Source organism: Nocardia sichangensis (assembly GCF_047200615.1).
GTDB classification, from domain to species: Bacteria; Actinomycetota; Actinomycetes; order Mycobacteriales; family Mycobacteriaceae; genus Nocardia; species Nocardia sichangensis.
In genome coordinates this window covers 212774-233526 of the sequence record NZ_JBJZOK010000005.1, presented here as the reverse complement: position 1 = coordinate 233526, position 20753 = coordinate 212774, and the positions used below count along the sequence as shown (strand labels likewise).

Sequence of the window (20753 nt, the reverse complement as noted above, 5' to 3'; positions counted from 1 at the left end):
CCCGATCGGCCCGGAGTCAGCGTGCCGTGTCGAGCTGGAAGGTGCGGGTGGCGTCGAGGTAGATGCCGCGCTGGCCCGCTCGGCCCGGCGGCGGCAGCTGCGAGACCAGCTGTTCGAGCGAGGTCGTCGCGCCGACGACCCTGGTGCCCGCGACGATGAAATCCGCCACGGCGCGGCGGATGTGATTGGGCGAGGTGACCACGATCGCGCTCGTCGCGCCCACGTCCCGCAGCAGCCTCGTGCTGAACAGGGCGTTCTGCACGGTCGAGCCCGCGCGGCTCTCCACGTGGACGCGCGTGGGCGGCACGCCGTGGGTGACCAGCCAGTCGCGCATGGCCTCGGCCTCGGTGATGCCGTTCTGCGGATTGCCGCCGGTGACGACGATCGGCGACAACGGCGCGGCGATCGACTGCAACCAGGCCGCGGTGAGTCGGTTCACCAGTTCGGGACGCAGCGCCCCGTCCGGGAGCAGGCCGTAGCCGAGCACGACGATGCCGGTCTGCGGCCCCGCCAGCGCGGGCAGCGGGTTCGGCAGGGTGCCCACGGCGGCGCGGATGGCGCCGAGCACGTTGTCGGTGCCCTGTGCCAAGCCCGGATCGACCGCGTGCAGCCGGGCCATGGCGTCCACCAGCGCGGGCAGGTCACCGGCGTAGTCCGACCAGATCGCCTGCAGGGCCAGTGCTTCGGCGTCGGCGGGGTCGGCGCCGATCAGATTGCGCAGGTCGGCGCGGCCCGCGTTGTCGTCGCCGTTGGCGAAGTGCCGCTGGGCGGAGTTGTAGAGGGCGTCCGTTTCCGGCGCGGCGTGCGCGGGGACACCGGCGAGCCCGGTGAGCGAGAACGCGGCGAACGACGCCGCGACGAGAGATTTCCAATGCCTCGAGATCATCACTACAGTCGTCACCTTTCCGCTGCGGAACGGGTTGGCACGTGCTAGCAGTTAGCTGGGGCAAGCAGGAATTACCATACGGCCGAAGTTCCCGGCGATCCGGCAATTGGCGAACGGGTCATGCGCCGTCGTCACGGCTATGTGTGCTCGGCGGAACGACAGGTCGCGAAATCCGCTGTCGGCGATTTTCGATGCCGAGTCGGCACGTTTCGATCTTCGCTCGGTACCAAGAGGACGTTCAGTTCGGCGCAAGGCGGGCTGCCATGGCAATGCTCGTCCGTGTCGCTCCGCTCGACCCTGGCGGCCCGATGGTGGACGAGTGCCTTCCGGCGTGTCGAACGGTCTTCGTTCGGTTCGCCGAGCGTCCGCCCGCGGTTCGGCGTTCGATTGCCTTCCATTAGCTCAACTCGACGTGGGCGCGGGAGGGATTCGTCAGGCCGCGCCCGTTAGGCTGTGTCAACGTGGATACCGTTTCGCTGTCCGGCAAGGAACTCGCCGCCGCCATCAACGCCGACACCAAGGCCCGCGCCGCCGCGCGCACCGAAGGCGGCGCCGCTCCGCGTCTTGCTCTGGTCGTTGCGAACGACGACCCCGCGAGCGCCTGGTATGTGAACTCACTTCGCAAAGCGGCCGAGCGACTCGGAATCGCTTGCGACACGGTCGATCTGGGTGCAGCGGCCGGTGCGGCGGAGATCCGTGCCGAGCTCGCCGCGCGCGGTGCGGATCCGGCGACCGACGCGATCATGCTGCAGACCCCCCTCCCGAAGGGCGTCACCCTCGACGACGTGAGTTCCGCGATCGTCGCGTCCAAGGACGTCGACGGCGTCAGCCCGTTGTCGCTCGGCCTGCTGGCGGCCGGGCTGGACGGCTTCGTCCCCGCCACCTCCGAGGCCGTGGTCGAACTGCTCGAGCACCACCAGATCCCGCTGGCAGGCCGCCACGTCGCGGTCGTCGGCCGGTCGAACGTCGTCGGGAAGCCGCTCGCTCAGCTGCTGCTGGCGAAGGACGCGACCGTCACGGTGTGCCATTCCCGCACCGCCGACCTCGCCGCCGTCACCGCCGCCGCCGACATCGTCGTCGCCGCGGCGGGCCGCATCGGCCTGATCTCCGGCAAGCACGTCCGGGAGGGCGCGGTGGTCATCGACGTCGGCACCAACGAGGCCCCCGACGGCAAGATCGTCGGCGATGTCGACGCGGACTCGGTACGCGGCAAGGCCGCCGGGCTCAGTCCCGTCCCCGGTGGCGTGGGCCCGGTCACCACAGCCCTCCTCATGCGCCACGTGGTCACCGCCGCCGAATCCGACTGACCGGGCGCTCTCGCGCCTGCGGAGAGCTGCCTAATGGGTGCGGTCGGACGTAGTCCGTCCTCAGCTCGCGCATGGCCGGAGCGAAGGCGGAGGTACGCAGCTCGCGCATGGCCGGAGCGAAGGCGGAGGTACGCCTAACCGCGGGCGATGGCGCTGATGAGAGTGCGCTCGCCGTCCTTGGTGGTGGTGACGATCTGCGGATTGTAGGTCACCGGTTGCTGTCCTGGGCGGTGCTCGGTGATCACCACGATGTACTGGCCCGCGAAGGCGCCGGGACTGATCGCGACACAGTGGGTGGTGCCCGTCGGAATGCTGTCGATGCCGCGCTGGATCGCGTCGGCTGCTTGTACGGCGGCGTCCGCGGTGGTGGTGGCGCGGACCTGCTCGCCGGACCGGTCCACGTAATAGGCGTGCTGAAAAGCGAAGATCACCGCGGGACCGGAGTCGAATCCGCCGACGCCGTTGCCCTGGATCCGGTTGCCAACCCGCTCGGCGGGGCACTGCGCGGTCGGTGCGGCGGGCGTGGTGGCCTGCGCGGACGGAACCGGTGCGGCGGCCTGCCGATCGGGGCCGCCGGTCCCGACCAGCACATAGGCCACGAGGGCCAGCGCGGCGATACCGAGTATGCCGAGCAGTGGCACCACCCATCGCCGTGAACGCGGCGCGGGCGAGCGGTCGATCAGCCCGGCGAATTGGTCCTCGTACAGCTCCGGTTCGGGTTCCGGCGGCTGCGCGGGTTCGGACGGCGGCACGGGCGGCCGATCCACCCACGCGGCCCACTCGCCGCGGTAGTCCTCGCCGGACGGCGCATGTACCGGCCGCTCGGCGCTGTAGGGATGCCCCCGGTCGTATCCGGGTCGTGCGCTCATCTCCGGTCGATCCATCGCCCCACCCTTCATCAGGTCCCCGTCAGATTAACCGCATCGTCCCGAGCCGGGAACGCCCTGCCGCGTTCACAATTGAGCCGTCCCGCCCCTCGGAGGGTACCGCCCGGTACGTCGATCCGGCGCACGTGTGCCGCGCCGTCCCCGCCCGGCTCGCTGATTCGCGCCGACCGCCACCGAGTCGCACGACGCCGTTTCGCGGCGCCGAGAGTGCGAGCGCCGTTGCCCGAGAGACATTTCGGGAAGCGGTACTACCGCAGTAGATCCAGCCATTCGTGCTCGGGATAGTGGTCGGTCACGTAGGTCCGCACCACCGCGCGCTGTGCGGCGCTCAGCTCCGGCCAGGTCCGCTCGAGATCCACGCGGTCTTTCGGCCTGCGCTGCTTGGCCTTGAAGATCAGCACCAGCTCCGGGTTGAGGTATCGGATGCCGTCGTCGGCGATCCAGGTCACCTCGTCGAGCGGTGCGACCATGGAGCGATCGCGCCGGTTGACCCATGCCCCGTCCTGTCCCGGACTCAGCAGAAGGTCGATCAGCCACGGGGATCGAGCGTTCGCGCGCAGCCACACCTGATCGGCGCTCTCGGCTACGTCAGGGCAGCGCTCGTCGACGGGGCGGATGCCGTCCGGGCCCGCCGACCAGATGTGCAGGCGGCCGCGCGCGGCGGTGCGCAGGGCGGGCAGATCGGCACGGAACATCGCCACGTCCACGTCGCTGTGCCGCCGCCGGGTGCCGGTACAGGCGTCGATCGCCCAGCCTCCCGCGATCCACCAGGGAGCGTCGATGTCGCCGAGTATCTCGCCGACATCGCCCGGCGTGACGAATGCCCACGGGCCCCAAAGATCTTGGAAATCGGCTTCTTTCGTGTCACGAGGCGGCGGGATCGGAAACTCGCGCAACGGTGGCCCTCCCTCGGGTACGTCTTCCGAACGCTACTCGGAGGAGGGCGCCGTTCACCAATGCGTGACGACCGGGTCGCCGACGCCGATCGTGTGATAGACCCATTCGGCGTCGTCGGGAGCGAGGTTGATGCAGCCGTGGCTGACGTTCGAGTAACCTTGCTGGTCCACCGACCACGGAGCCGAGTGGATGAAAACACCGCCCCACGTGAGCCGTTCGGCGAACTCGCCGTTGATGATGTAGCCCTCCGGCGAACTCAGCGGAATGCCGATGGTGCGGGAGTCGAACACGACGGACCGGAATTTCTCCAGAACCGGCCATGTGCCGGTGGGCGTTTCGTATCCGGGCTTGCCCATCGACGCGGGCATCGTCCGGACGACGGTGCCGCCGACGGTGAGCGTGAACGTGTGCGCCGACATATTCGCTTCGCCGAAAACGCCTGCGTTGGTGGTGAATTCCGTGCGCACGCCGCCGACCGAGACGAGGATGTTCGAACCCGCGGGCAGGAACCCGGTGGGCGTCCACGTCACTTCGCGATCGTCGGTCCACGCGAATGTGCCCGGCAGTGGCCGGGTCGTTCTGATGTCGATGGATTGTTCCGTCTGCGCGCGATTCGCGACAGGTGCGGCGAAACGAACGGTCACGGGCTGGGCCACGCCCACCACCTGGCCGTTCGAGGGTCCGATCGCCGCCACCGCGGGCGTCGACGGCTTTCCGATCATCGTCGCTGTCGCCGCGCCCGACCCGAACGCGGCCAGTGCCACGATCACGGTCGCGAGGAACAGGTACCGAATGGCGCTCCTCATGGCGTCCACCCCTTCGAGCTGGTGTGGTAGGCAAGAGACAGTCTAAGCCCCCATGATCAACTCGGCCACGGATAGAACTTGGTCCGTGGTCCAGTTGTGATCGGGGACACGCCCACCACTGAGCGCTTACCCCGCGCGGTCGCGTCGAAACGGGCACACGTACCGGTACCGGGGCCTCCGTCGAGGGTCAGCGCGCGCCGCCGACGGGCAGCGGTTCCGGCGCGGCCGCCGCTCGCGCGTCGAAATCCGCTCGGGCGGTGAGTATTCGGTCCTGGTGCTCGACGGCCCAGATGCCCATGGCATGCGTGATCGCGCCGATGCTCGCGCCGAGTTCGGTGAGCGAGTACTCCACGCGGGGCGGCACCGTGGGGTAGACCGCGCGGTGCACCAGCCCCTCGCGCTCCAGGGCGCGCAGCGTGCGGGTGAGCATCTTCTGGGTGATGCCGTCCAGGCGGCGGCGCAGCTCGTTGAAGCGGATCGGCCCGCCGTGGCCCCGCAGCACGCCGAGCACGAGCATCACCCACTTGTCGGCGAGCACGGTCAGCACTTCTCGTGCGGGGCAGTGGTGCAAGTAGTTGTCGACCAGGCTGCCTGCCGCGGGCCGGTCACGGGCAGTATCCATTGGGTACCTCGGTATCAAAAAGGTGCCTTCTTTCCGAAAGGTACCACGGGTGGCCAGAATCGGTGCATGCTCGCAATCACGCAATACGCGTTCGGTGGCCCGGAAGTGCTCCAAGTGGTCGAGGTGGATCGGCCGCGGCCAGGTCCGGGGGAGGTGCTGGTGCGGGTCGCCGCGACCAGCGTCAACGCCGCCGACTGGAAGGTGCGCGCCGGACTGGTCGGGAGGCTCGGCGATCCACCGCTGACGCTGGGGCTCGACGTGTCGGGTGTCGTGGCCGAACTCGGACCCGGTGTGGACCGGTTCGCGGTCGGTGATCCGGTGTACGGCATGGTCTTCGGCGGCGCGAACGCGGAATACGTTGTGGCGCAAGCGCACGCCCTGGCGCCGAAGCCGAGGAACCTCGACCTGGTGCACGCAGCGGCACTGCCGACGGCGGCGCTGACCGCGTGGCAGGCGCTGGCCGCGCTCGGAGCGGGACAACGCCTGCTGGTGCACGCCGCCGCGGGAGGCGTCGGGCATCTGGCGGTGCAGATAGCCCGGCACCGGGGCGCCTACGTGATCGGCACCGCACGCGCGGTCAACCACGAATACCTGCGCGGACTCGGCGCCGACGAGGTGATCGACTACACTGCGGTCGATTTCGGCGCCGCGGTGCGCGACGTCGACGTCGTGCTCGACCTGGTCGGTGGAGCGTACGGTTCTCGCTCGGTCCCGGTGCTCCGGCCCGACGGCAGATTGATCGACACGCAGGGTTCGGATGCGGAAGCCGATCCGCGTTACGAGCGGTTCTATGTCGAACCGTCCGGGGTATCGCTGCGCGAGATCACCACGATGGTCGAGCGCGGTCATCTGCGCGCGACCATCGACCAAGTGCTACCGCTCGCGGATGCCGCGAAGGCGCACGAACTCAGCGAGTCCGGACGGGTGCGCGGCAAGATCGTGCTGGTCGCTTGGAACCCGCCCGCCTGACGGGGCCGGGCCGCGGCCCGCGCGAGCGAGTCAGCGGCGAACGGCGTGCACGACGTCGGCGTGCAGGGCGTCCGCCCGCGCGGTGAGCTCGTCGATCCGCACCAGGACCGCGGCGAACCGGTCGCCCTCGGCGGCGGGCAGCGACGCCACGTTGATCTCGATGTTGAGCTGCGAGGAGGTCGCGGCGGCGCGGCAGGCGTCGGCGGCCGCGCCGATGTCGGTGACGACGTTCGGATTCCCGATCGGGAACAGCTCCGCCGCCAGCGACAGCACCTCGTCCGCCTCGTCGACGACGGCGGCGGGCACGCGGGCGGCCTCGATCAGCGCGTCGTTGATCGCCGCGGTGCGGGCGGCGAGATCCTCCGGGGTGTCCTTGGGCAGCTTGTAGGCGGCGCCGACAGCCGTGAACGCGGCGGCGTCGGCGTCGGCCAGCGCGAGAGCGCGCTCGCGGGCCGCGTCGGCGGCCTCGATGATCCGATCGACCACCGGCCGGTTCTCGGCGTCCTTGGCGCGGGTGGTGTAGCGCGCGACCATCGCGACGAGCGCGGCGGCCTGCGCGGCGTGCAGCGCGGCCACCGCGCCGCCGCCCGGTGCGGGAATCTTGGCGGCCAGATCGCTCAGGTACTGCGCCAGGGCGGCCCCGCCGAAGGACGGCGCAGTTTCCGTGGACGACGAGCTGGTCTGCGACACGAGGGTGTTGCCTTTCGTTTACGGCGAGGATGGTCTACGAGTAGACGCTACCCCGTGCCGCCGGTCGTACGGTCGTGACCACGCCTTGCCGGGCCTTCCCCTGTGGCCGGTGCGCGGCCCCAGCGTACCCGCCGTTATGTTGAGTGCCATGCGCATCGGATTGAGCATCAACTACTCGGGGGGCTTCAAAGAGGCGGCGGCCGAAGTCGCCGACCTCGAGCGGGCGGGCCTGGACATCGTGTTCGTGCCCGAGGCGTACTCGTTCGACGCGGTGAGCGCGCTCGGTTACCTGGCCGCGAAGACCACGCGCCTGCAGTTGGCCTCCGGCATCCTGCAGCTCTACACGCGTACCCCGAGCCTGACCGCCATGACCGCGGCGGGCCTGGACTTCGTCTCCGACGGACGCTACGTGCTCGGGCTGGGCGCGTCGGGTCCGCAGGTGATCGAGGGCTTCCACGGCGTGCCCTATGACGCGCCGATCGGCCGGACCAGGGAACTGGTCGAGATCTGCCGGAAGGTCTGGCGGCGCGAGCGGCTGGAATACCAGGGCAAGTACTACCAGATCCCGCTGCCCGCCGAACAGGGCACCGGTCTCGGCAAGCCGCTCAAGCTGATCAACCACCCGGTGCGTGAGCGCATTCCGGTGCTGCTGGCCGCGCTCGGGCCGAAGAACGTGGAACTGGCCGCCGAGATCGCCGAGGGCTGGCAGCCGATTTTCTTCCTGCCGGAGAAGGCGAAGGATGTGTGGGCGGACTCGCTCACCGCGGGTCTGGCCAAGCGCGACCCCGCCTTGGGCGACCTGGACGTGTACGCGGGTCCGGCCCTGGCCATCGGGGACAACGTCGAACCGCTGCTGCAGTTCGTGAAGCCGCATCTGGCGCTCTACATCGGCGGCATGGGCGCCAAGGGCAAGAACTTCTACCACACCCTGGCCACCAAGTACGGCTACGGCGCCGAGGCCGACCGCATCCAGGAGCTGTACCTGGCGGGGGAGAAGGAGGCCGCGACGAAGGCGGTCCCGGACCAGCTGGTCCGGGACATCTCCCTGGTCGGCTCGGCCGGATACGTCAAGGAGCGGGTCGCGGCCTTCAAGGAAGCCGGCGTGACGGTCCTGAACGTCGTTCCAATGGCGGCCACCGCCGCCGAGCGCGTCAAGCTGATCGAACAGCTGCGCGAACTGGTCTGAGAAAGGCGCTGCCGCCGTCGACGGGTGCGACGGCGGCAGCGGCGCGTCATCTCTGCCGGAGCGCCGCCAGCGCGGCGTCCAACGTCGAATGCAGCGCGAAGACCTGATCCAAACTGGTCATCTTCAGTTGCCGACTGGTCGCCGGGCCCTCGGCGACGACGGCGATCGCGGTGGTCGAGCCGGCGCGCTGGTGGGCCGCGACGAGCGTCGCCATGCCCGCCGAGGCGAGGAAGCTGACCGCGGTGAGGTCGATGATCAGGGCCGCGGGCTTGCCGCTGAGAATGGCATCGATCGCATTCTCCAGTGCGGGCGCCGTCGCGAGATCGACCTCGCCGGCCACCGTCAGCACCGTGGCGCCGTCGTGGGCCGCGACCGTGGTGGTCATCGTGTCCGCGAGGGGGTACGCGTCTCCGGAAGTGTTGGTCACAACTTCACAACACACAAATCGCGGCGGATTCGCAACCTTTGGGTGTTCATAGAGCTAACCATACCCCGTTCCGCCGATCGGCCTGCCGAGGCGACGGCTACGGTCGCAGCGCTCGCACGCCATCAGCTGGGCAGCCCCAGCCGATCGGCGATCGTGCCGAGGATGCGATGCAGATCGGCACGCTCGGCGGCGGTGAGATCCGTGGTGGTCTCGGCGTCGATCGCCCGCGCGGCGTCGAGGCATTTGCGCAGTAGTGCGCGGCCGTGCGGGGTCAGGTTCAGATTCTGACGGCGGCGATCCTTCGGGTCTCGCAACCGTTCGATGGCCCCGAGGGACTCGAGGTGGTCGGCCAGCGCGACGACCAGACTCGGCGCGACGCGCAGTAGCTGTGCCATCTCCATCTGCGATGTCGGTCCGTTGGCCGCCAACACATTCAACATCCCGGCGTGCTTCGGCTTGAGCTCGAGACCCGACACATCGGCGCTGAAGCGGTCGGTCAGGAACGCGCCCAGCAGTCCGAGCCGGAAGCTGAGGGTCTCCGGCAGCTTTTCCGCCTTGACGTTCTTCATGGCGAGCATAATACTGAACCTAAATCAGTCACGGTCTGAATGATTCTTGGAGTGAAAAATGCAGGACGAGAAGCTCAGTCGAACCGCGGTCGTTGTCAATGCGATCGGCGCGGCCACCGCCGTGGCATTCAGCGTCGCGGCACTGGTCGATCCGACCGCCGCGATCTCGATCGGCGCGGACTCGCCCGGGATCGATCTGTATGCCCAGGCGTACGCGGCCCGGGCGATCCCGCTGGGTGCCGCGCTGCTGTTCAGCCTGGCCGGCCGCCGCAAGAGGGCACTTCTACCGCTGCTCACCGTGTCCGGCGCGGTACAGCTCGGTGACGTCGCCATCGGCGCCGCGCAGGGAATTCCGGGCATGATGGCAGGCGGAAGCGCGCTCGCGCTCGTTCACCTCGCCACCGCGGGGCATTTGGTTCTCCGCAGGAGCCGCTTCGCCACAGCCGCAGCCTGAGCCGAGACTTCGGCGTGAGTCGGACATGCTCGGCGAAGCCGAGGTCGGCGACGACGGAAATCTCGGTTCGGATGGCTCGTGTCAGCAATCTCCGAGGAAACTTCTGTGGCAGGGTGGTCGGCTGTGCAGACAATCCTGATCACGGGGGCGACATCGGGTATCGGGCTGGAGTCGGCTCAGCAGCTGGCGGCGCAAGGGAATCGGCTCGTGTTGGTGGGGCGGAATCCGGAGAAGCTCTCCGCCGCGGCGAAGCTGGTCCGAGGCGCGGGGGCGGCGGGAGTCGACACGCTGGAGTGCGATTTCGCGTCGCAGTCGTCGGTCCGTCAGCTGGCGAAGGAGGTTTCGTCCGCCTACGACCGGCTGGATGTGCTGGCCAACAACGCAGGTGGCTACCACAAGGCCAGGAGCGAGACCGTGGACGGCATCGAGGCCACGTTCGCCGTCAACCATCTCGGTGGTTTCCTGCTCACCGAACTGCTGACGGATCTGATGGTGCGCAGCGCCCCGTCGCGCATCGTGTTCACCTCATCGGTCATGCAATTCGGCGCCACCATGGATTTCGCCGATCTGGAGTTCCGGGAGAGTTATTCGGGAGAAAGGGCATACAGCCGGTCCAAGCTGGCGAACGTCCTGTACGCCCGGGCGCTGGCGCGGCGTCTGGAGGGAACCGGCGTAACGGTCAACGCCTTTCACCCCGGTGCGGTGGCAACCGGGATCTGGGATTCGATGCCGTGGTTCGGGCAACCCTTCGTGGCGCTCGCCAAGCGATTGTTCATGATCTCCGCCGCGGAAGGAGGACGAGCGCTGACCTACCTGGCCGCCGACCCGGAAGTCGCCGCGGTCAGCGGCTGCTACTTCCAGAACAACCGCGTCAAGGCGCCGTCCCGCCTCGCGCAGGACGACGCACTCGGGCAGCAGTTGTGTGAAGTCAGCGCCGCTCTGGTCGGACTCACCGGGTAGGCGCACACGACCAGCGACACCGTTATCGCTGAGCAACACGACAATCGACGCCGACTGAAGCGGAAGGCAGGGGAGCATGATCCGTACTCGTTTCGAGTCGATCGGCGCGTACACGCCGACGACTGTCCGCTCCACCGAGGATCTGATCGCCGAGCTGGCCGTGCCGCGGTCGCTGGACCTGGAGCGCATCACCGGGATCAAGAACCGTCGTGTCTACGACTCGGATCCGGACCGGTACGAATCTTCCTTCGAGCTGGCGTTGCACGCGATCGAGGACTGTCTGTGGCATTCCGGGTATCGGGCCGACGAATTGGACGTCGTCATCTCGGCCTCCATCACGCGTACTCGCGGCGCGGGAATCTTCTGCTACGCACCGTCTTTCGCGCTCATGCTCGGCAATGCGATCGGCGCGAACGCGGCTCGGCACTTCGATGTCTCCAATGCCTGCGCCGGGATGATCACCGGAGTGATGGTGCTCGATCGCATGATCAAGGCCGGTGCGGTGCGCAACGGCCTGGTGGTCAGCGGCGAGCAGATCACGCCGATCGCCGAGACGGCGCTGCGCGAGATCAGCCGCCCCTACGACCCGCAATTCGCGGCGTTGACGGTCGGTGACGCCGCGGTCGCGGTTGTGCTCGACGACCGGGGCGACGACGAGGACGAACTGCACTATGTCGAGCTGATGACCGCGGCCGACGGCGCCGAGCACTGCATCGGAATGCCCAGCGACCGCACCGGCGGCATCGCGATGTACACCGACAACCGCGCCATGCAGAACGAAGCCCGGTATCGGCAGGGCATCGACCGTATGGCCGACTTCCTCGCCGAGACCGGACGCACCTGGGAGAGCGAGAAATACGACTACTGGATCCATCATCAATTCAGCGCGCCGGCCATCGAGTACATCTCGGACCTGACCGAACGGCATTTCGGCACGCCGATGCCGCAGGCCCTCAACGTGCTGCACGACTACGGCAATACCGCTTCGACCTCTCACTTCCTGGTCCTGCACGAGCATCTCGCACAACAGAAGGTTCCGAAGGGATCCAAGATTCTGATGATCCCCGCGGCATCGGGCATCGTCTCCGGGTATCTCGCCGCGACCATCTCGCGTTTGGCGGCATGAGCATGGCGACGACGATCGTCTCGGCCGCGACGAACCGCGACCTCGACACCGGCAGCTACCTCGAACTGGCCACTCGCGCGGCACTGGCCTGCGTCGAGCGCTCGGAGGTCGGCCTGCACGAGATCGGGATGCTGATCAACGGGGGCGTCTTCCGGGACAGCAATATCTCCGAGCCGGCGGTGTCGGCCCTCATCCAGAAGCGGATCGGCCTCGGGCTCACGTATGCGGCCGGGCGCGTCCCGGTTCTGTCCTTCGACCTGATGCACGGGGCCTGCGGCCTGCTGCACGCCATCGCGACCGCCGACACCTTCCTCGCCACCGGCACGGTTCGGTACGCGTTGCTCGTCGCGGGCGACACCCACCCCTCGACCGAGCGCCACGTCGCCGATTTCCCCTACAGCGCCAGCGGCGCCGCCCTGTTGCTCGGAACCTCGCCTGCCACAGGAGGATTCGGGCGGCTGCACACGCGCGACACCACCGGCCCGGTCGGCCCCATCGCCTGGGTGCCGCTGAACGATGTCGGCGCCGACGGTCGCAGCGCGATCCGCGTTCGTACCGGTGCGGAGGACCGGGTGGATTCGGCGGCCGAGGTGGTGCGTGCCTGTCTGGACTCCGAAGGGCTCGACGGCCGCCACTTCGCCGAAGGACACGCGCTGCTGCTGGCGCCCGACCAGGCCGCCGACTTCCGCGTCCGCTTGGCCGGCGCGCTCGCCATTCCGTCGCGGTCGGTCGTCGGTTTCGACGCCTCGATCGGAGATCCCTACACCGCGGGGCCGGTACACGCCTACCTCCATGCGCGGGAAACGGGCCTGCTCGACACCGCGCGCATAGTGGTCTTCCTGGCAGTGGACGGAGCATCGGCAGCCTGTCTGACCTACAGACCGCGGTCGGCGTCGCCCACGTGCGGCGAATCGGGCGGTGGAACCGCGCAGGCCGGGACACCGACCGGCTCCGGTACCGAGCCGGTTGTAGTCGCTCGGCAGTAGGACGCACATGAGCGGGTGCCGCGCCGAGCAGCGTTCGAGCGTGGGCGACGGTCGCATCCGATGCGCGGGTGTCCATGCCGTGGACGCGAGGGCGCGAACCGCTACATCCGAGGCTCGCGACGCTCGTGGGCCGCGACGGGCTCACGAATCCGCCATGCGGTGCGTCGGTGCGGCCGTCACTCCAGCCGACAGCAGTTTCTCGGCCAGCGTGCGGGCGCGGTGCGCGAGCTCGGGCGGGTCGAGTATCTCGAAGTCGTGCCCCAGCAACAGCACATGCATGAGCACGAAGTCCAGGCTGTGGTCGGCTCCGCTGCGGACCTCGCAACGCCCGCTGCCGCACGGCCGTACGACGGCCGCCGACGCCGGAATCTGCGCGCGCACCGTGTCGGCGGAGGCGTGCACGAGGAATCGGGCCCGCAGTGGGTAGACCCGGTTCGCCACGCCTTCCTGCACGTAGGCCGCCGCCTCGGGCGCCGCGCGTGGTCGGAAGCGCCACGTCCGCGCGGCCACCTCGGTCATCCGGTCGACACGGAAGCTGCGCCAGTCCGCACGATCGAGGTCGAAGGCCAGCAGGTACCAGCGCCGGTCGGAGGCGACCAAGCGGTAGGGCTCGACCCGCCGCCGGCGCACCCGGTCTCCGGCGGGATAGTCGAAACCGGCCTCGACCTCGTCGCGGCAGGCTCTGGCCAGCGTCATCAGCACGTCGGGGTCGACCGGCGGGTGACCTCCGCCGAAGGACTCCACCGAGCCGGAGAGTGCCTGCACTTCGTGCCGCAAACGGGTGGGCAGCACCCGGTCGAGTTTGGCCAGCGCCCGGAGCGCGACATCCCCGGCGCCCGCGACCGCGGCGCCCGCGCCGCCGAGGAGCGAGACCGCGGTGACGATCGCTTCCTCGTCGTCGAGCAGCAGCGGCGGCAGCTCCTGTCCCCGGCCGAGCTGATAGCCGCCGCCGACGCCGTGACAGGCGTGCACCGGATAGCCGAGCGTACGCAGGCGCTCGACATCGCGCCGTACCGTGCGCGGCGTGACGCCCAGCCGCTCCGCGAGCTCGCGCGCGGTCCAGACCTGGCGTTGCTGCAGCAGTCCGAGCAGGGTCAGCACCCGCTCGGTCGTGCCCCGCTCGGTACCGCTCGCCGCTTCCATGTCGCTCAGCCTGCCAGAAATAGCGGACCGATTCTGTCCGCTAGGGGTGCCAGGGTGGGCGGCATGAACGCAGACGCACTCGACTGGAACAGGACACTGCGCGAGCAGTGGGAAGCCCACTGGAACGATCAGCTACGCGACCGGCTCCACGGTCTCACCGACGACGAGTACTTCTGGTCTCCGGTACCGGACGCCTGGAGCGTGCGACCGCGCGGCAGTTCGACGGCGCCCGTGCAGGCGGGGGCCGGGGACTTCACGATCGACTACGCCTTCCCGAATCCGGTCCCCGCGCCGTTCACCACGATCGCCTGGCGGCTCGGTCACGTCATCGTCGGCGTGCTCGCCGCGCGCAACGCGACCCATTTCGGCGCGCCGGCGGCCGCGTACGAGACATGGGAATACGCGGGCGACGCGGCCACGGCGCTCGACCAGCTCGAAGCCCAGCTCGACGTCTGGCTGACCGGAGTGCGTGGTCTCGGCGACGCCGGACTCCGGGTCCCGATCGGCCCGAACGAGCCCTTCCCCGAGGCGCCCATGGCCGATCTGGTGCTGCACATCCACCGTGAGCTGATCCACCACCTGTCCGAGGTCTGCCTGATCCGCGATCTCTATACGCACTCCGAGGCTGTCAGGAAACCCATGATCACGAAGACGACCCACCTCGACCCCGAAGAACTGCATCACAACCCCGCCTTCACACAGGGCGTGATCGCGCCCGCTGCCCAGACGGTCTATGTCGGCGGTCAGCTCGGCACCGACAGCACGGGAGAACTGCTGGACGGCTTGGAAGCGCAGACCATCCAGGCCATGCGCAACGTACTGACCGTGCTGGCGTCTGCGAATACCGGTCCCGAACACGTCGTCAAACTCACGATCTACCTTGTCGCCGGGGTCGACGCACAGGCGGGATACGCGGCGGCGCGAAAAGTGTGGGGCGACCACCGCACCGCCATCACGGTCGTCTCCACCGCGGGACACGCTCGCCCCGGCGCGCTGGTGGAGATCGATGCGATAGCGACCATCCCCGAATAGCCGCGCCTGTGGCCGATTCGCCGCGCGGTCGGGCATCGCCGCGCGGTCTCGGGTGCCGAACCGGGTCGGGCCGGTTCGGAGAGATGGGCGGCTTCGCGGACTCCGGCGTTCAGCGGTGCGCGGCGCGGTCGGCGCTGATCTGGGACGCGACGATGCGGACCAGATCGCCCAGTGCGATCTCCACGTCCGCGAGGTGCAGGCCCCAGGTCGCGTCCGGGACGGCGTACAGCTCGGCGCTGCCGGGTTCCGGCGTCGCCAGTAGCGCCGTCGCGTCGCCGTCGCGGACGCATTGGAGCCGGTACTTCTCGGCGGGGACCAGCCACGGAGTCGGCGCGGCGACGGCGGACGGCCCGTGGCGCAGCGCCAGTTCGGCGGCGAGTGGGCTGGGCACGGGACCGGTGCGGAGCACGGTGGCCGCGGTGCGGGACTCGTTGCCGCTCAACGAAGTCGGATTGGTGCAGGCGACCTCGTAGTCCGGGCCGTACGGACGCGGCAGCGGCTCAGGGGTCGTCGGGTTGCGGCCGAATCGGCTGTCCGGGGGCGGGGTCGCGCCGAAGGTCTGCCAGGCCAGGACGCACCGTGTCTGCTGTTCGCCGCGGCACAGCGGAAGGTGCTGGAAGTCGCCGCCGACGTCACCGTTCTTCGGCACCACCACATTGCCACCCAGCAGGATCGCCGACAGGATCCGCTCGCGCACCGCCTGCTGCGGGTCGATCTCCTCCCGGATCAGTTGGCGCAGCATGCGCGCACCCTGCGAATGCCCGAGAAGGACGATCGGCCTTCCGCTTTCGCGCTCCGCGAGGAACTGCCGCCACGCGCGCAGGACGTCCTCGTACGCGATACGCGCCATCTCGGCGCGCTCGTCGGGGGAGTACGCCCGTTCCCGCGCCAGCGCGGTGAGGGTCCGCTGCCGGTACACCGGCGCGAAGACCTGACAGACCTGGGAGAATCGGGCGGCCTGCTGTTCGGCCACCGCCCGCACCTCTCGGGTCACCGCAGTGTCGGAGTTGGGTGTGGGCTCCAACGACACCGTCGGATACACATAGAAGCAGTCCACCCCGGAATCCTCAGCAGGCGTAGGGTCTTCCCGCACATCGGGTTGCCCCGCCTGCCGCACCGTGGTCGCCGAGCTGCCTCGGCAGGGGTCGTCCGCTCGATCCGGCCTGCACAACCACACGACACCGGTGTCACCGGCCGGGTCCGCCACCGCGCCGACCGACGATCCCGCCAGCACTCCGACTCCGCACACGACGGATGCGACCACCCGCCGCCACCGACTGTCCCGCATAGCGCATACCTCGCTTTTCCGCGCCCGACCGTTGAGGACGGCCTCGCCACACCGGGATCGGCCGTTCGGTCACCTTCGACGGCGTCAGCCTAATGGCGAACGCGTCGGTTCACGCACGCATCACCTCGGACGGCGGAGATCTCGCTCGCCGTGGCGGATGGCTCCGACAGCGGTCAGGCCCGCCGGGTAAGTCGGCCGCCGCCGTTGCGGAAACGCGCTCGGCCGTCACGGATGTCGTGGAAGGAGACGAGCAGCAGTCGCAGGTATCCGTCGAACGTCTCGAACGGGTATCCGGCGGGCGCGAAAAGGCCGGGCCGGATCGGCACGTACCGCTGCGGAGGGGCGGCGGTCGTGCCCCCGGCGAACTCGGTGAAGATCCGCTCCTGCGATGCGTCCGCCGGTTCGTAGGTCACGCGCTCCTCGAGTTGGCCGTCGACGACGCCGACCTCGACGCGCAGCTGATCGGAACGGTAGGTGCCCACGTAGGGTGTGAGATCGATGTCCTGCGCCGATTCGTTGATGAGGGTGGGGATCCGAACGCCGAGGTGTTCGCTCAGCAGCCAGCGCAGGATCTGGTCGTGCAGCATGATCGCCCCCGCGGTGTTGCCGAAGGCGGTGAACACGAGGTCGTGCTCGGGCACGACGCACAGAATGGACACGCCGCCGGGTGACGCGCCCGACATCGCGAGGACGATCGTGTCGCCGAACGGATACCGCACCCAACCCAGGCCCATCGGGGGGACGTTCGGGGTGGCCATGTCGTGCGAGACCTGTTGCATCAGTGCGGTCGACCCGGCCGAGAGGACGCGCGTTCCGGAAGGGGACACACCGCCCGCGAGATGGGTGCGTCCGAAGGCGAGCAGGTCGGCGACGGTGCCGATCGGCGTGCCGCCCGCCGGTCCCCAGGTGTCGGGCAGTGTGAACATTCCGGTGGGCTCGGCCGCCATGGTCTCGGGGTCCGGGAAGTGCCCGATGGCGGTGCTGCGCAGGATCGCCCGTTCGGCCGACGTGCTGGAGTCGGTCATGCCGACAGGTGCGTAGACATCGCGCTCGAGCAGGTCGGGGAAGGACAGACCGGTCACCACCTCCAGCAGGCGGCCCGCGACGATCATGCCGCCGTTGGAGTAGCTGAGCTGCTCGCCGGGCTCGAACAGGACACCGCAATTGCGCGCGAGACCCTCGACATAAGTTTTCAGGGAGTCGCGCCCTTTCGCATCGGGGAAGAACAAGTCCGCATCGATGCCGTTGGTATGCGAAATGAGGTGGCGAACCAGGATCTTCTCCGCGGCGCCCGGCGCGGTCAGGGCGAACTCGGGCAGGTACCGCACCACCGGCGCGTCCAGATCGAGCAGCCCGCGCTCGACCTGTTGGAGGACCAGCGTGGTGGTCAGCACCTTGGTCACCGAGCCGAAGAGGAACCCGGTGTCCGCGCGCATCGGCGCCCCGGTGGCGACGTTCGCGGTGCCGTGGGCGACGACGATCTGCTCGCCCGCACGGTAGACGCCCGCGACGAATCCGGGGACTTCGTTGGACAGGCAGTAGGCGGCGATCTGCTCGCGAATCCGGGCTTCGGCGGTGTGCAGTGCGTTGTTGTTCATGCGGACCACCGTCCAACCTTGCCCCAGGGGCAAGGTCAAGCCCGTGCGACGGAGTCCATTCCCGCCTCGGCCTTACGTGGCGGCGTGGCGGGGTGCGGGGCGCAGATGGCGAGGCGCTCGCGCCGGTGGTCGACGTAATCGACGACATGTGCGCCGTGTCGAAACCGAACGCCGCCAACGTAGACGTGCGTGTCGTGGCGCATCTGGTGCGGGCGCAGTGTTGCACGTCCAGAAGAATGTCCATCAACATGATCCGGGCGACAGGCTGCTCATATGGAGCTATTACCTGCTGATATCCAAGTTGCCGGTCCGCATCTCTCGATACCCCTTCCATATATGGAAGAATATCGACTAACATACGGCGCGGATCTCGTTGACTGGCGCGTGCGGCCGGACGCCGCTTCCGGTGGTGTCCGATGCGTGTGCGGAGGCGTGGATCGAATCGAAAGGATGCATCGACGCATGCTCAAGAAGCTGGACCGAATACTCGGTTACGAGATGAAGGTCTCCGAGTTCCTCGGCACTCTCATCATCATTGGCGTTCCCTACGGCCTGGCCGGGGTGATCTGGACGCTCACGCACACCGGTCATCTGCGCGATATGCACGGCATCGATCTGCTGATGTCGTTCCTGGGATCGATCGTGTGCTGGCCCGTGCTGACCTTCTCGAATGTGTGCATGACCTGATGATGGCTTTGGTGTGGCTCATCGACGTTCTCGTGATCGTGGTCAAGGTCCTCGGTGGGCGGATGAAGGTCAATCCCGTGCTCCGCTTCGGGCTGTGGGTGGCCGTACTCGGTCTTTTCCTGGCCGGCTGCGCGGTGCTCGCCGCACTCGCGGTGCTGCTGCAACGTTGGCTGGAGGCCATCGCCTAGCGGCTTCGCCGACTCGGCTCTGGTCGTCCGAGTGCAGAATAGAGGATTACTTACCATCGGGAGTCGCTTTCCGAAGCGGTCATCTATGTGCAGTGGTCGCACGTATGAGCAGGATAAAGGCGGTATCTGCCGAGGTCCTTGATATGGACCGTGCGCTTCGGCGGATGCCGATGACTGGAATAATGAATCACTTGTAACTTGTCTGACGTCTGTGAGGTGTGCAACACTTCACCCGCTCCGCGCCATCGAAGGGGCGGCCGCCGGCGCGGTGGACGAGAAATCGGAAAGGAACGGCTACCGGTGACTGCCTCGTTGCGAACGCCAGCCGACAAGCAACCGCCACTGGAACCGGGCGAGCTCGGGAAGATGATCGACAGCGCTTCGGGCTTGTGGCGGCGCCACCCCCAGCGGTCGCTGGAAACACTGGGCAGGCAGGTCACTCTGGGCCGCGAAGCCTTCGTCCAGCTGTTCGTCTCACTGGTGCGGGGACGATTCCCGTACCGGGAATTCATCAAGCAGTGCGCCTTCATGGCCAACGTGTCGGCGGCGCCGACGGTATTCGTGGCCATCCCGATCGCCGTCGTGGTCTCCATCCAGGTCGGCGCGCTCGTGAATCAAGTCGGCGCAACGACATTCATCGGCGCGGTCGCCGGATTGGGCATCATCCGCCAGGGCGCTCCGCTGGTGTCGGCGTTGATGGTCGCCGGTGCGGTCGGTTCGGCGATCTGTGCCGATCTGGGATCGCGAACCATCCGGGAAGAGATCGACGCGATGATGGTGATGGGCGTCGATCCGGTACGCCGCCTGGTCGCGCCCCGGCTCGCGGCGGCGGTGCTGGTGAGCGTCCTGCTCTGCGGATTCGTCGTGTTCGTCGGATTCGCCACCGCGTACATGTTCAACGTGTACGCCCAATCCGGTACGCCGGGCTCGTTCATCAGCTCGTTCGCGTCCTTCGCGGTGGCGGACGATCTGATCATCGCCTTGGTCAAGGCCGCGATCTTCGGGGTGCTGACCGCGGTCATCGCCTGTGATATCGGCTTGCACGCGCACGGCGGCCCTGGCGGTGTCGCCAACGCGGTGAATTCGGCGGTGGTCAGCTCGGCGCTGATGTTGTTCGCCACCAACATCATTCTCACTCAGCTGTACAACACGCTCTTCCCGGCGAAGGTGGTGTGAGCATGGCGAGCAGCTACACGCCTCCGGCGCTGCGGCCCCTGCATGCCGCCGGGAAAGTCGCGCTGGCGCCTGTGCACGCCAATCGGCGTGTGGGGCATCAGGCCATCACGTTCTTCCAGGCGCTGATCGCCATCCCGTTCGTCCTGAAGCACTATCGCCGTGAGGTGGCCCGGCTGACGGCCGATGTCGGCTGGGGCAACGGCTCGCTCATCGTGGGCGGCGGCACGATCGGTGTGGTCGTCATCCTGTGCGCGTTCGGCGGCATCATCGTCGGCATGGAGTCGTTCACGGCTCTTAATCTGCTGACGATGTCTCCGCTCACCGGAGCGATCTCCGGATTCGCGACCACTCGCGAACTCGCGCCGATCCTCGCGACCTTGGCTTTCGCCATCCAGGCGGGATGCCGGTTCACCGCTCAACTGGGCTCGATGCGCATCTCCGAGGAGATCGACGCGCTGGAATCCATCGCCATCCGCCCGCTGCCGTATCTGATCAGCACCCGCATGATCGCCGCGACCCTGACCATCATCCCGCTCTACAGCATCGGGCTCGCCACCGCCTACCTGGCCACCAAGATCACGGTGCTGTTCTTGGGCGGCACGGCGGCGGGCACCTACGATCACTACTTCTTCCAGTTCCTGATCGGCCCGGACGTCTTCTTGTCGCTGCTCAAAGTAGTGGTGTTCGTGCTGCTTTCGACGTTCATCCAGTGTTACCACGGCTACGTCGCCACCGGTGGCCCGGAAGGCGTCGGGGTCGCGGCCGGGCGCGCCATCAAGATGGTGATCGTCGTGATGGTGTTCGCGAATCTCTTTCTCACGCTGACGATCTGGGGCATCGATCCCGGATTCCGGATCTCGGGGTAAGGC

General features: G+C 68.2%; 23 protein-coding genes and 1 pseudogene. 13 read left to right on the top strand and 11 right to left on the bottom strand.

Going from position 1 to position 20753, the window contains the following annotated elements:
* Positions 1-16: 16 nt before the first annotated feature.
* Positions 17-886, bottom strand: coding sequence for a YdcF family protein (locus ACL03I_RS09585; RefSeq protein WP_356961944.1), 870 nt, complete (start codon positions 884-886; stop codon positions 17-19).
* Between the two features lie 461 nt (positions 887-1347).
* Here ACL03I_RS09585 and ACL03I_RS09580 point away from each other — a divergent pair, with 461 nt between their 5' ends.
* Entirely contained in the window at positions 1348-2193 is an 846-nt protein-coding gene (locus ACL03I_RS09580) for a bifunctional 5,10-methylenetetrahydrofolate dehydrogenase/5,10-methenyltetrahydrofolate cyclohydrolase (RefSeq protein WP_356961946.1), read from the top strand.
* 134 nt (positions 2194-2327) lie between these two features.
* Here ACL03I_RS09580 and ACL03I_RS09575 read toward each other — a convergent pair whose 3' ends face one another.
* The 4 genes from ACL03I_RS09575 to ACL03I_RS09560 all read right to left on the bottom strand — a co-directional run bounded on the left by ACL03I_RS09575 (position 2328) and on the right by ACL03I_RS09560 (position 5405).
* Positions 2328-3062 carry a hypothetical protein gene (locus ACL03I_RS09575; protein ID WP_412805688.1) on the bottom strand — a complete coding sequence of 245 codons (735 nt, stop codon included), beginning with the start codon at positions 3060-3062 and terminating at the stop codon, positions 2328-2330.
* A gap of 266 nt (positions 3063-3328) precedes the next feature.
* Complete coding sequence (locus tag ACL03I_RS09570; RefSeq protein ID WP_412805687.1) at positions 3329-3976, bottom strand: nucleotidyltransferase domain-containing protein; 648 nt, start codon at positions 3974-3976, stop codon at positions 3329-3331.
* 54 nt (positions 3977-4030) lie between these two features.
* The gene (locus ACL03I_RS09565; RefSeq protein WP_355077411.1) at positions 4031-4783 is read right to left on the bottom strand and encodes a L,D-transpeptidase; all 753 of its coding nucleotides are present in this window, start codon (positions 4781-4783) and stop codon (positions 4031-4033) included.
* Between the two features lie 187 nt (positions 4784-4970).
* A complete protein-coding gene (locus ACL03I_RS09560) occupies positions 4971-5405 on the bottom strand; it encodes a winged helix-turn-helix transcriptional regulator (protein WP_412805686.1) in 435 nt (144 codons plus the stop codon).
* 66 nt (positions 5406-5471) lie between these two features.
* On the opposite strand from ACL03I_RS09560, the gene ACL03I_RS09555 reads away from it, so the two are divergent.
* Positions 5472-6374 carry an NADP-dependent oxidoreductase gene (locus ACL03I_RS09555; protein ID WP_355077414.1) on the top strand — a complete coding sequence of 301 codons (903 nt, stop codon included), beginning with the start codon at positions 5472-5474 and terminating at the stop codon, positions 6372-6374.
* 30 nt (positions 6375-6404) lie between these two features.
* Here the strand turns inward: ACL03I_RS09555 and ACL03I_RS09550 are convergent, their stop codons facing one another.
* On the bottom strand, positions 6405-7064 hold the full coding sequence (locus ACL03I_RS09550; RefSeq protein ID WP_355077416.1) for a cyclodeaminase/cyclohydrolase family protein: 660 nt from the start codon (positions 7062-7064) through the stop codon (positions 6405-6407).
* A 148-nt stretch (positions 7065-7212) separates the two neighbouring features.
* Between ACL03I_RS09550 and ACL03I_RS09545 the strand changes: the two genes are divergently transcribed.
* Positions 7213-8250 carry an LLM class F420-dependent oxidoreductase gene (locus tag ACL03I_RS09545; RefSeq protein WP_356961954.1) on the top strand — a complete coding sequence of 346 codons (1038 nt, stop codon included), beginning with the start codon at positions 7213-7215 and terminating at the stop codon, positions 8248-8250.
* 46 nt (positions 8251-8296) lie between these two features.
* Here ACL03I_RS09545 and ACL03I_RS09540 read toward each other — a convergent pair whose 3' ends face one another.
* Positions 8297-8635 (bottom strand): STAS domain-containing protein, encoded by a 339-nt coding sequence (locus ACL03I_RS09540; protein ID WP_355077676.1) that lies wholly within the window; start codon positions 8633-8635, stop codon positions 8297-8299.
* A gap of 164 nt (positions 8636-8799) precedes the next feature.
* Positions 8800-9246 (bottom strand): MarR family winged helix-turn-helix transcriptional regulator, encoded by a 447-nt coding sequence (locus ACL03I_RS09535; protein WP_355077420.1) that lies wholly within the window; start codon positions 9244-9246, stop codon positions 8800-8802.
* A gap of 58 nt (positions 9247-9304) precedes the next feature.
* Here ACL03I_RS09535 and ACL03I_RS09530 point away from each other — a divergent pair, with 58 nt between their 5' ends.
* The 4 genes from ACL03I_RS09530 to ACL03I_RS09515 all read left to right on the top strand — a co-directional run bounded on the left by ACL03I_RS09530 (position 9305) and on the right by ACL03I_RS09515 (position 12772).
* Positions 9305-9700, top strand: a complete 396-nt coding sequence (locus ACL03I_RS09530) for a hypothetical protein (protein WP_412805685.1) — start codon at positions 9305-9307, stop codon at positions 9698-9700.
* 123 nt (positions 9701-9823) lie between these two features.
* Positions 9824-10660, top strand: coding sequence for an SDR family oxidoreductase (locus ACL03I_RS09525; protein WP_355077423.1), 837 nt, complete (start codon positions 9824-9826; stop codon positions 10658-10660).
* A 76-nt stretch (positions 10661-10736) separates the two neighbouring features.
* Positions 10737-11786 carry a 3-oxoacyl-ACP synthase III family protein gene (locus tag ACL03I_RS09520; protein WP_355077425.1) on the top strand — a complete coding sequence of 350 codons (1050 nt, stop codon included), beginning with the start codon at positions 10737-10739 and terminating at the stop codon, positions 11784-11786.
* The gene (locus tag ACL03I_RS09515; protein WP_355077426.1) at positions 11783-12772 is read left to right on the top strand and encodes a hypothetical protein; all 990 of its coding nucleotides are present in this window, start codon (positions 11783-11785) and stop codon (positions 12770-12772) included. Before ACL03I_RS09520 ends, ACL03I_RS09515 begins: the two co-directional genes overlap by 4 nt.
* A 141-nt stretch (positions 12773-12913) precedes the next feature.
* Here the strand turns inward: ACL03I_RS09515 and ACL03I_RS09510 are convergent, their stop codons facing one another.
* Positions 12914-13915, bottom strand: coding sequence for a helix-turn-helix transcriptional regulator (locus tag ACL03I_RS09510; protein ID WP_355077428.1), 1002 nt, complete (start codon positions 13913-13915; stop codon positions 12914-12916).
* A gap of 63 nt (positions 13916-13978) precedes the next feature.
* Here ACL03I_RS09510 and ACL03I_RS09505 point away from each other — a divergent pair.
* Together ACL03I_RS09505 and ACL03I_RS09500 are read left to right on the top strand one after the other, a co-directional pair.
* Positions 13979-14542: pseudogene (locus tag ACL03I_RS09505) on the top strand (DinB family protein); the annotation flags it as partial.
* A gap of 12 nt (positions 14543-14554) precedes the next feature.
* Positions 14555-14947, top strand: a complete 393-nt coding sequence (locus tag ACL03I_RS09500; RefSeq protein WP_412805738.1) for a RidA family protein — start codon at positions 14555-14557, stop codon at positions 14945-14947.
* A gap of 109 nt (positions 14948-15056) precedes the next feature.
* On the opposite strand, the gene ACL03I_RS09495 is transcribed toward ACL03I_RS09500, so the two are convergent.
* Positions 15057-16235 (bottom strand): DUF3089 domain-containing protein, encoded by a 1179-nt coding sequence (locus ACL03I_RS09495; protein WP_364428483.1) that lies wholly within the window; start codon positions 16233-16235, stop codon positions 15057-15059.
* 173 nt (positions 16236-16408) lie between these two features.
* Positions 16409-17833: a serine hydrolase domain-containing protein gene (locus ACL03I_RS09490; RefSeq protein WP_412805684.1), complete on the bottom strand. Its 1425-nt coding sequence runs from the start codon at positions 17831-17833 to the stop codon at positions 16409-16411.
* Positions 17834-18295: 462 nt separating this feature from the next.
* On the opposite strand from ACL03I_RS09490, the gene ACL03I_RS09485 reads away from it, so the two are divergent.
* The 4 genes from ACL03I_RS09485 to ACL03I_RS09470 all read left to right on the top strand — a co-directional run bounded on the left by ACL03I_RS09485 (position 18296) and on the right by ACL03I_RS09470 (position 20750).
* Complete coding sequence (locus ACL03I_RS09485; protein ID WP_195080102.1) at positions 18296-18520, top strand: hypothetical protein; 225 nt, start codon at positions 18296-18298, stop codon at positions 18518-18520.
* A complete protein-coding gene (locus ACL03I_RS09480; protein WP_355077433.1) occupies positions 18520-18708 on the top strand; it encodes a hypothetical protein in 189 nt (62 codons plus the stop codon). The genes ACL03I_RS09485 and ACL03I_RS09480 overlap by 1 nt, the downstream gene beginning before the upstream one ends.
* 366 nt (positions 18709-19074) lie before the next feature.
* Positions 19075-19884: an MlaE family ABC transporter permease gene (locus ACL03I_RS09475; protein ID WP_412805737.1), complete on the top strand. Its 810-nt coding sequence runs from the start codon at positions 19075-19077 to the stop codon at positions 19882-19884.
* A gap of 2 nt (positions 19885-19886) precedes the next feature.
* Entirely contained in the window at positions 19887-20750 is an 864-nt protein-coding gene (locus ACL03I_RS09470; RefSeq protein WP_412805683.1) for an ABC transporter permease, read from the top strand.
* The last annotated feature ends 3 nt before the right edge of the window (positions 20751-20753 follow it).

Excerpts from the sequence above, each read along its gene's own strand:
- ACL03I_RS09585 (WP_356961944.1), bottom strand. The coding sequence starts at position 886 with ATGATCTCGAGGCATTGGAAATCTCTCGTCGCGGCGTCGTTCGCCGCG.
- ACL03I_RS09575 (WP_412805688.1), bottom strand. The coding sequence starts at position 3,062 with ATGAGCGCACGACCCGGATACGACCGGGGGCATCCCTACAGCGCCGAG.
- ACL03I_RS09565 (WP_355077411.1), bottom strand. The coding sequence starts at position 4,783 with ATGAGGAGCGCCATTCGGTACCTGTTCCTCGCGACCGTGATCGTGGCA.
- ACL03I_RS09560 (WP_412805686.1), bottom strand. The coding sequence starts at position 5,405 with ATGGATACTGCCCGTGACCGGCCCGCGGCAGGCAGCCTGGTCGACAAC.
- ACL03I_RS09555 (WP_355077414.1), top strand. The coding sequence starts at position 5,472 with ATGCTCGCAATCACGCAATACGCGTTCGGTGGCCCGGAAGTGCTCCAA.
- ACL03I_RS09545 (WP_356961954.1), top strand. The coding sequence starts at position 7,213 with ATGCGCATCGGATTGAGCATCAACTACTCGGGGGGCTTCAAAGAGGCG.
- ACL03I_RS09540 (WP_355077676.1), bottom strand. The coding sequence starts at position 8,635 with ATGACCACCACGGTCGCGGCCCACGACGGCGCCACGGTGCTGACGGTG.
- ACL03I_RS09535 (WP_355077420.1), bottom strand. The coding sequence starts at position 9,246 with ATGAAGAACGTCAAGGCGGAAAAGCTGCCGGAGACCCTCAGCTTCCGG.
- ACL03I_RS09530 (WP_412805685.1), top strand. The coding sequence starts at position 9,305 with ATGCAGGACGAGAAGCTCAGTCGAACCGCGGTCGTTGTCAATGCGATC.
- ACL03I_RS09520 (WP_355077425.1), top strand. The coding sequence starts at position 10,737 with ATGATCCGTACTCGTTTCGAGTCGATCGGCGCGTACACGCCGACGACT.
- ACL03I_RS09515 (WP_355077426.1), top strand. The coding sequence starts at position 11,783 with ATGAGCATGGCGACGACGATCGTCTCGGCCGCGACGAACCGCGACCTC.
- ACL03I_RS09510 (WP_355077428.1), bottom strand. The coding sequence starts at position 13,915 with ATGGAAGCGGCGAGCGGTACCGAGCGGGGCACGACCGAGCGGGTGCTG.
- ACL03I_RS09500 (WP_412805738.1), top strand. The coding sequence starts at position 14,555 with ATGATCACGAAGACGACCCACCTCGACCCCGAAGAACTGCATCACAAC.
- ACL03I_RS09495 (WP_364428483.1), bottom strand. The coding sequence starts at position 16,235 with ATGCGGGACAGTCGGTGGCGGCGGGTGGTCGCATCCGTCGTGTGCGGA.
- ACL03I_RS09490 (WP_412805684.1), bottom strand. The coding sequence starts at position 17,833 with ATGAACAACAACGCACTGCACACCGCCGAAGCCCGGATTCGCGAGCAG.
- ACL03I_RS09485 (WP_195080102.1), top strand. The coding sequence starts at position 18,296 with ATGCTCAAGAAGCTGGACCGAATACTCGGTTACGAGATGAAGGTCTCC.
- ACL03I_RS09480 (WP_355077433.1), top strand. The coding sequence starts at position 18,520 with ATGATGGCTTTGGTGTGGCTCATCGACGTTCTCGTGATCGTGGTCAAG.
- ACL03I_RS09475 (WP_412805737.1), top strand. The coding sequence starts at position 19,075 with ATGATCGACAGCGCTTCGGGCTTGTGGCGGCGCCACCCCCAGCGGTCG.
- ACL03I_RS09470 (WP_412805683.1), top strand. The coding sequence starts at position 19,887 with ATGGCGAGCAGCTACACGCCTCCGGCGCTGCGGCCCCTGCATGCCGCC.